Source organism: Leucobacter musarum subsp. musarum (assembly GCF_001273845.1).
Taxonomy (GTDB): domain Bacteria; phylum Actinomycetota; class Actinomycetes; order Actinomycetales; family Microbacteriaceae; genus Leucobacter; species Leucobacter musarum.
This window is the reverse complement of the sequence record NZ_JHBW01000086.1, coordinates 151,662-160,293: the sequence shown is the minus strand read 5'-3', so window position 1 is coordinate 160,293 and position 8,632 is coordinate 151,662. Positions and strand designations below refer to the sequence as shown.

8 protein-coding genes are annotated in these 8,632 nt (G+C 68.6%); 1 reads left to right on the top strand and 7 read right to left on the bottom strand.

Annotation, left to right across the window (positions count from 1 at the left end):
* A partial coding sequence (locus CH42_RS09010; RefSeq protein ID WP_053352860.1) for an aldehyde dehydrogenase family protein occupies positions 1 to 1,084 on the top strand: 1,084 nt, incomplete at its 5' end.
* 184 nt (positions 1,085 to 1,268) lie between these two features.
* Here the strand turns inward: CH42_RS09010 and CH42_RS09005 are convergent.
* The 7 genes from CH42_RS09005 to CH42_RS08975 form a co-directional block, all read right to left on the bottom strand.
* The gene (locus CH42_RS09005) at positions 1,269 to 2,333 is read right to left on the bottom strand and encodes a LacI family DNA-binding transcriptional regulator (RefSeq protein ID WP_053352883.1); all 1,065 of its coding nucleotides are present in this window, start codon (positions 2,331 to 2,333) and stop codon (positions 1,269 to 1,271) included.
* A 2-nt stretch (positions 2,334 to 2,335) separates the two neighbouring features.
* Positions 2,336 to 3,514: a fumarylacetoacetate hydrolase family protein gene (locus tag CH42_RS09000; RefSeq protein ID WP_053352859.1), complete on the bottom strand. Its 1,179-nt coding sequence runs from the start codon at positions 3,512 to 3,514 to the stop codon at positions 2,336 to 2,338.
* A 78-nt stretch (positions 3,515 to 3,592) separates the two neighbouring features.
* Positions 3,593 to 4,384, bottom strand: coding sequence for an enoyl-CoA hydratase/isomerase family protein (locus CH42_RS08995; RefSeq protein WP_053352858.1), 792 nt, complete (start codon positions 4,382 to 4,384; stop codon positions 3,593 to 3,595).
* On the bottom strand, positions 4,381 to 5,520 hold the full coding sequence (locus CH42_RS08990) for a hypothetical protein (protein WP_053352857.1): 1,140 nt from the start codon (positions 5,518 to 5,520) through the stop codon (positions 4,381 to 4,383). The genes CH42_RS08995 and CH42_RS08990 overlap by 4 nt, the downstream gene beginning before the upstream one ends.
* Complete coding sequence (locus CH42_RS08985; RefSeq protein WP_053352856.1) at positions 5,517 to 6,737, bottom strand: CaiB/BaiF CoA transferase family protein; 1,221 nt, start codon at positions 6,735 to 6,737, stop codon at positions 5,517 to 5,519. The genes CH42_RS08990 and CH42_RS08985 overlap by 4 nt, the downstream gene beginning before the upstream one ends.
* Positions 6,734 to 7,873, bottom strand: coding sequence for an aldose 1-epimerase family protein (locus CH42_RS08980; RefSeq protein WP_053352855.1), 1,140 nt, complete (start codon positions 7,871 to 7,873; stop codon positions 6,734 to 6,736). Before CH42_RS08980 ends, CH42_RS08985 begins: the two co-directional genes overlap by 4 nt.
* Positions 7,870 to 8,631, bottom strand: coding sequence for an SDR family NAD(P)-dependent oxidoreductase (locus CH42_RS08975; RefSeq protein WP_053352854.1), 762 nt, complete (start codon positions 8,629 to 8,631; stop codon positions 7,870 to 7,872). The genes CH42_RS08980 and CH42_RS08975 overlap by 4 nt, the downstream gene beginning before the upstream one ends.
* Position 8,632: the final 1 nt, after the last annotated feature.

Here is an 8,632-nt window from a genome sequence, read left to right as displayed (position 1 = left end):
CCTCATCGTCAAAGCCCACTCGAGCCACGCCGAGCTGTCAGACGCGACCGCCAAGGTCGCTACTCGCGCGCTCGCCGAAGCGGGGATGCCCGAGGGCGCATTCCAGCTCATCCACGGCCGCGAAGCGGGCGTCGAGGTGCTCAAGGATCCGCGCATCAAGGCCGGCTCATTCACGGGGTCGATCCGCGTCGGTCGGCTGCTCGCCGACATCGCGGCGAATCGCCCGGCTCCCATCCCATTCTTCGGTGAGCTCGGCAGCGTGAACCCGGTCTTCATCACCGCAGAGGCGATCGCCGAGCGCGCCGATGAGATCGCCACCGGATACCTCACCAGCGTCGCGGGTTCCGCGGGCCAGCTCTGCACCAAGCCCGGCTTCGCCTTCGTGCCCGTCGGCAGCTCGCTCGCTGATGCGATCCTCACCAATGCCACCGATGTGCCCGAGCACCGGCTGCTCGACCCGCGCATTGCGCAGAGCTACGACGAGCGCCGCACCGCCGTGCTCGGCACCGCGGGCGCGCGCCCCGTCATCGCCGGCGGCATCCGCTTCGACGATGACGGCCAGGGCTGGGTGACGCCGACCATCGTCTCGATCGCACTCGACGACTTCCGTGCCGGCCGCGAGGCGCTCCTCGAGGAGTCGTTCGGCCCGCTCTCCATCCTCGTCGAGGTACCCGAGGGCACCGACCTCGCCGCACTCATGCCCGAATTCTACGAGGGCAATCTCTCGGGCACGGTGCACCTGAGCGCTGCCGAGGCCACCGGCGAGACCGAGAACGCGGACGCCCTGCGCGCACTCGTCGCGGCCCTCGCGAACCAGGTCGGCCGCGTGCTCTTCAACGGGTGGTCGACCGGTGTCGCCGTCACGCCCGCCCAGCAGCACGGCGGCCCCTGGCCCGCAACCACCAACGATGCCTCAACCTCGGTCGGTACGGCAGCGATCACGCGCTTCCTGCGCCCCGTCGCATTCCAGAACGCCCCCGCCGCACTCCTCCCCGAAGCGCTCAGCGACGACAACCCGCTCGGCGTGCCGCAGCAGATCGCCCCGGCCGGCGAATCGCAGTCGTGGGGAGCCCGCTGGCGCTAGCGACCGCCCCCGCGGCCCCGGCCCCGGCCGGATCGGGGTAGCTTCAGACCAGTGTGCCGGCGCTTTTCAGCGTCCGCACTGGTCCGAAGTTACCCCGATCCGCAATTGGGTGAGGGTGGAGCGACGGAGCGGAGCGGCGGAGCAGAGCGGCGCGGCGGCGCGGCAGAGAGGCCGAGCGGCGCGATCAGACGTGCTGCGGGGCCGTACTCTCACCCGTGACGAGCGTGTGCCCCACATCGACGATCGTCGGCGTCGCGGGCGCACGGTTGGCCTCGATGCGCTCGAGCAGGACGCGCCCCGCTTCCTCCCCGATGCGCCGGCTCGGGACGAGCACGGTGGTGAGCGATGGAGTCAGGTGCTGACCGAGCTCGAAGCCGCCGAATCCGGTGACGCCCACGTCGCCGGGAATCGCGACACCTGATCGCACGGCTTCGAGCACGGCGCCCGAGGCGAACACATCGCTCGCGAACATGATCACGTCGGCCTGCGGCAGCTGCTCGCGCGCCTGTCGAAACAGGTCGCGCCCCGCTTCCATACTCACTCCGGCGGCGCCCGAGTCGAGAATGCGCACGGGCACCTGCGGAAACAGTCGGCGCATGCCGTCTTCGAATGCGGCCCGTCGGCGCAGGGCGCGCACGTCGCCCCCGGCGAACTGGCCGGCGAGCACCGGGAATCGGTAGCCGAGGGCGTGAATGTGCTCGATGAGGCCGCTCATCGCGGCGTAGTTAGAGAATCCCACGACCGAGTCGACGGGGTGCTGGGTGAGTTCCCACGACTCGACGACCGGCACCTGGGCCGCGTTCAGCAGTGTCTGGGCTCCCGGGCTGTGCTCGGTGCCGACGAGCACGATGCCGTCGGGGCGCCGGCCGAGGAAGGCGCGCAGCATGTCTTCTTCCTGCTGCAGGCTGTACTCGGTAGTGCCAATGAAGAGGTGGTAGCCGTGGGGTGCGAGCACCGTTTCGAGCCCCTGCACAGTCTCGGCAAACACGGACGCTGAGACTGCCGGAATCAGCACCGCGATCGTGCGGCTGCGGTTCGACGCGAGGTTGCTCGCGGCCAAATTCGGCACATACCCCGTCGCGCGAATCGATTCCTGCACGCGTTCCAGGGTGTCTTCGGAGACGACATCGGGCTGGCGAATCGCGCGCGAGACGGTTTGCGGTGACACCCCGGCGTGCGCGGCGACCTCGGAGAGCGTGACGCTGCGGGTGGATCGCCGACTCGCGCGCTTCTCGCTCTCACCGTGCATGTTCACCCCAGGAGTTCTCTCCGAGCCAGATTGCGCATCAGCGCGCCGACTCCGAATTGCCACGGAGCGCAGTCTTCGCTGTAGGCGACCCGATTGACCAGTGTCCCCAGTGTAGGCGACGAGATTCGTACGACATCGCCGACACGGTGCGTGAATCCGGCCCCCGGTTCGCCGCGATCCTCCGTCGGCGCGAACAGCGTGCCGAGGTACAGCGCCGCCCCGTCGGGATACTGGTGCTGCGGTCCGAGCAGCTGACGCACGAGGTCCTCGGGGTCGCGACTGATCTGCGTCATGTCCGACTGCGCGTCGAGCACGAACCCGTCTGCGCCTTCCACGCGCAGGTGCACCGCTGCGCTGCGCACGTCGTCGAGGGTGAATCCGCCGTCGAACAAGCGGATGAAGGGGCCGAGCGATCCGGAGGCATTGTTGTCTTTCGCCTTCGGCAGCAGCAGTGCGCTGCGCCCTTCGACGTCGCGCAGATTGAGATCGTTGCCGAGCGTCGCACCGAGAATGCGCCCTGCGGGGTCGACGATCAGGGCGATCTCGGGTTCCGGGTTGTTCCACGCCGAGGCCCGGAGCACGCCGATCTCTGACCCAGTGCCAATCGAGGCGAGCACGGGGCACTTGGTGAAGATTTCGGCGTCGGGGCCGATCCCGACCTCCAGATACTGGCTCCACAGCCCCTGCTCGATGAGGTACTCCTTGAGCTGCTGCGCGGCGGCCGACCCGGGCTGTACCGCGCGCAGGTCACCCCCGATCATGTCGAGCACCTGGGCGCGTACGCGATCGGCCTCTTCGGCGTTGCCGCGGGCACGCTCCTCAATGACTCGCTCGAGCATCGACACCGCGAACGTCACGCCCGCCGCTTTCACGGCCTGCAGGTCGACCGGCGACAGGAATCGCACGGCGCCCGCGTCGGCATCGAGGGTCGCCGCAAGAATGTCGGCGGGGTGGCCGAGCACGGCGCCGCGCGCGTCTCGAGCGGCCTGCACCGGGTCCTCCGCGAGCATGAGATCGCTCACGGTCGCGAACGAGCGCGACAGGTCGTAGACCGCGTCGCCCGTGACCAGGACGGGGCTCGGGCCCGAGACCGCCGGGTCCCAGACCCGGCCGATCAGTGTGGCGGAAGCGTGATCATCGGGCAGTGTGTCGGAGAGGGAGAGGTGCCAGGAAGCAGACATGTGTTGTCCTATTCGATCGTTGCGAGAAGTGTGCGGCAGTGCGGCGGCTCGCTGCGTTGCGGCCGCAGGAGCCGTGGGTCAGCGACCGGTGAAGGTGGCGTCGCGGCGCTCGGCGAAGGCGCGACGCCCCTCCGCGGCATCCTCCGTCGCAAAGGCGACGGTCTGCAGGTCGCGCTCGTATGCGACGGCCTGCTCCTGCGGCAGATTGTATGCGGCGCGAATGTTGGCCTTCGCCGTTTCGACGGCGATCGGGGGGCGCGAGGCGATGATCGCGGCGAGCTCTCGTGCGCGCGGGATCAACCGGTCTCCGGCCACCACCTCACTCACGATGCCCCAGCGCTGCGCGGTTTCCGCGTCGATCATGTCGCCCGTCATGGTCATGATCGCCGCGTTGCTCGGACCGGCTGCGGCGGCGAGGAATGCGCTCATGCCACCGCCCCCGATCCACCCGAGTTTCACCTCAGGGGCCGCGAGCTGCGCCGTCTCGGCAGCGATGCGGATGTCGCAGATCAGTGCGGTTTCGAGTCCGCCGCCCAGCGCGTAGCCGTTGATTGCCGCGATGATCGGCTTGCGCAACTGGTGCAACGCGTCGCAATAGTCGGTGCGGTTGCGGAACTCCCACGGCGTCGCATACGCGTCGAGCGAGCGGATGTCGCTACCGGCGCAGAAGGCGCGCTCGCCGGCGCCGGTGAGAATCACCACGCGCACCTCGGGGTCGTCGTTCGCGGCATGGGCGATCGCCTCGAGGGCGTACGACATCTCGGGGGTGACGGCGTTGAGTTTTTCCGGACGCTGCAGCGTGATCGTCAGGATGTCATCGGCGAGTTCGACGCCGATCTGCTCCGTCGCGAGTTCGGTGATACGGGTCATGAGCGACCTCCCAAAACGGGCTCGCGCGAGCGGCGAGCGAGATCGGCGAGCGCGCTGACCGCGTCGCTCGGGCTGAGCTCTGCGGCGAGCGCCGCACGCACGATCGCGGAGCCCGTGAGCTGCGATTCCGGGAACCCTGCGTACCGGGGGCGCACGACGGAGGCATCGATGGTGCTCCGCGTCGCCGAGTAAAACCCCGCCGCGGCGACGTCGACCTCGGCGTCGCTCCATGCGGCGCTCGCCGCCGGCTGGCCGGCGAACTCAGGAATGATCCGGCGCTGCGTCGCAGGTTCCACCAGCCAGCGCAGATAGGCGCGGAGCGGGTCGGTGATGACGGCGCGACGGCTGATCGCCACGCTGGTGCCGCCGATCGTCGAACCCGGCGTTCCGCCGGGCGTTGCCGCGGGCGCGGCACCGAACGCGACCGGAACGGCACGATCGGGCAGCGAGTAGTTGACGTACCCGAAGACGAGCGGCACGTAGGCGAGCGGGTCGGCTGAGCCGACGCGTTCGAGCAGCCCGATCGGATTCAGCTCGGCGTACTCCGGTCGCGCGTGGGCGTGCACGGCCCGCAGCAGGTCGAGGGCCTCGAGCGCGACGCGATCCGGCACCCAGCTCTCGCCGGGTACGTCGACCGGGGGCGCACCGAGTGCGGCGCCGACGGAGAACAGTGTGATGAGCGCGTGCGGACCGGCCAGACTGAGCGCGACCGGTTGCTGCCCGGCGAGTGCCGCGACATCGCCCCACGTCTCGGGCGCCTCGGCGACCACGCGCGCATCGCGCGCGCTCACCTGCGTCGCCGCGTCGATCGGCAATGCCCAGGTCTCCCCGGCGCTCTGATACGACGCGAGCGTCGGCCCGACATAGCCGGTCGAGAACAGTGGATCGTTGGCACCGAGCACCGACTCGATCGACTGCAGCGACCCGGTGGCGAGCGCGTCGCCGACGTGCGGATGATCGAGCACGATGAAGTCGTAGCGGTCCGCGAGATCGTCGATCGGGTGGGCTTCGAACCCCTCCAGAGGCTGCGCGTCCCAGGTCACGTCGATGCCGCGCTCGCGCCACAGCACGGATGCGGCCTCGAGCCACACTCTGCCGCGCGGGTGATCCCACGTCAGACCGCGATAGGCGTTCATGGGAGTTCCAGCGCTTCCTCGAGCTGAGCGACGACACCCGAGGCGATCAACCGGTCGACGTCGGCGCTCGACCTTCCGAGCTCCGTGAGAATCTCGCGGCTGTGCTCGCCGGTCTGCGGTGCACCGCGATACACGGCAGGCGGCGACTGCGAGAACCGGTAGGGGAAGCCGGGAGTCTTCACCCGCCCCTCCGTCGGGTGGTCGTACTCCACAAACGTCTGATTGTGGGCGATCTGGGGATCGTTCACGAGATCCTCGTACGAGTAGACCGGCCCGGCCCAGACCCCGCGTTCGGCGAACAGCGCCAGCCACTCCGCACTGGTGCGGGTTTCGAGCGCGCGCGCCGTCTTCGCGAACAGTTCATCGCGCATGCTCCACGCCGCCTGCTCATCGTCGAGACCGCGCAGTGACTCGTCGTCGAAGAGGTCGGCAAGCACCTCGAGCGGCGGGAACGCGAGCACGATGTATCCGTCTTGCGTGCGGAACGATCCGTAGGGCGAGCGGATGTAGACGTGCGCGTGCGGCTGGGCACTGCGCTTCTGCGGCACTCCGCCAACGGTGTACACCGACAGCTCCTGCATCTGCAGCGTGGTGATCGCGTCGAGCATGTTCACTGTGACGAGTTGGCCCTCGCCGGTGCGTTCGCGGTGCAGGAGCGCGGCAAGCACTCCTTCGAACGCGGTCGAGGCCGTCACCGCGTCGGCGAGGTACTGGCCCGCGGCCTGCGGCGGTTGCCCGACGGCTCCCGTCGACAGCATCGCACCCGACATGGCCTGCAGCAGCAGATCCTGGCCGGGGCGGTCGCGGTACGGCCCGTCTTCGCCGTAGCCCGAGATCGAGACGTAGACGATCGACGGGTTGATCGCCCGCAGCGACTCGTAGTCGACCCCGAGTCGCTTCGCGACGCCCGGGCGATAGTTCTGCAGGAAGACATCCGACTCCGCGACGAGATCTGCGAGTAAGGCGCGTCCTTCCGGATCCTTCAGGTTCACAGCGAGCGATCGCTTGTTGCGGTTCAACGACAGGAACGACACGTTCACCTTGTTGCCGGTCACCCCGCCGGCGGGGGTGTGACGCTGCCACTCCCCCGTGGTCGGCTCGACCTTCACCACATCCGCCCCCAGGTCGCCGAGGCGCTGCGCCGCGAACGGCCCTGCCATCGCGATGGAGCAATCGAGCACGCGATAGCCGCTCAGCACACCGTTCGAGGTGGTCATGCGGATCCTTCTTTCCTTGCAATGGACTGCACGCGCGAGCGCGCGGCAGCGGTGGCGTCGACGCCGTCGAGCAGCGTGACGGCAGTGCGGTACCGGCGAGTTTCGCCGTGCTCGAGCCAGGTCATCGATCCGTCTGCACGCGCGGCCGCCTCACCCGAGACGTGGTGCGTCGACGGTTCGAGCCCGACACCGTACTGGCCCTCGCGCAGGTTCTGCCACTCGAAGAAATGTGGCATCCCCGTAGCGTCCCAGTCGAGCTCGATCCCGAATTCGCCGTCGCTGCGGATCAGTGCGACCCGGTGGCGACCCGACCCGTCGGCGGCGAGCGCGTGCTCCCAGACCTGTTCGACGAAGTTTCGCTTCGGTGCGATGAGGCGATCGAACGGAGCGCCCTGATCCGTCACCGAGTCGGACTGCCAGAGGTGCCCCTCGACCGCGCCGTGGAATTCAGAGCCCGCATCGACCACGGGCCAGCCGATATTGATGTGATAGAGGAACATGTGCGGGGTGCGCTCGAATCCGAGGTTCTCGACCTCGTCGTCGATGCGGAAACCGCTGCCGAACACATCGACCTCGATCGTGCGGCGCAACCGCAGGTGCTCGCCGAACGATGTCGCCTGCACGACCTCACCGCGAACGCGAAGCACCCCGCCGTTCTCCTGCCAATCCTCCTCGATGGAGAGCAGCCGCGCCGGCAGCGAACTGAGGCGCCCGTGCAGTCCGTGACGCACGGTCTGCTTGGGAGGGTAATGGTAATGACTCGCGTCGTATTCGCCGCCGAAGAGTGCGTGGTCGAGGCCCCCGCTCACCAGGAAGCCGTCGAGCGTGCGCAGCCAAGCAAGGCCGTCTTCAGCCTCGACCTCGTGCAGCGACGGGTGGCGGTATCCGTTGCCCGAGCGCCACGAAACGGGCACGCCGCGGTAGCGCACATCGCCGATGTCGAAGGCCCGATCGATGAGCACCTCGACTTCGAGACCGTCAGCATTGCGGATCTGCAGCGAGCGCACGCCGCGCTCCTGCCCGTTCGACCGGGTGACTTCGCGAATCTCCGCGAACGCCGCGAGATCGCCGCTGCGCCGGCGCAGCTCACCAGTCGAGAGCCGCACGGCTTCGCCGTACCAATCGTTCGCGCTCATTCCATCACCCATCCGCCGTCGACGTTGATCGTCTGCCCGGTCACGAAGGAGGCGTCGTCGCCGACGAGGAACGACACCACCGATGCCAGCTCCTCATTGCGCCCGCGGCGCTTGATCGATTGCTTCTCGATGACCGCTCGGTTGTAGGTCTCGGGATCGCCGTTGATCTCCTCGGCTTTCGTCGGGAACGCGCCCGGAGACACCGCATTGACCCGCACCCCCGTCGGCCCGAGTTCACGCGCGAGCGAACGAGTGAGCCCGACCGCGGCCCCCTTGGTAGAGACGTAGCTCACCAGGTGTTCCCAGCCCCCGTGGAAGGTGATCGACCCGATGCTCACGATCGCTCCACGACCGCGCGGCACCATGCGCTTCGCCGCGGCCTGCGCCCCGGCGAAGTAGGCGATCTGATTCACTCGCAGCACGTCCTCGTACTCCGCGAGCGGAATCTCGAGAAACGGGGTGGCCGGGTAGATGGCGGCATTGTTGATCATGGCCTCGACCGGTCCGAGTTCACGCTCGGCGCGATCAACGGCGGCGTCGATCGCTGCCGTGTCGCGCAGGTCGAGTTCGATCACCAGGTTGGTGATGCCGTGCTCATCGAGCAGGGCCGCCGTTTCACGGAGCGTCTCGGCGCCCCGTCCCACGACCGCGACCGCGTAGCCGTCTTGACCCAGGCGCAGCGCGATTGCGCGCCCGAGGGCGCCTCCCGCTCCGGTGACGAATGCGGAACGGGAGGCGGGTGATGCAGTGGTCGGCATG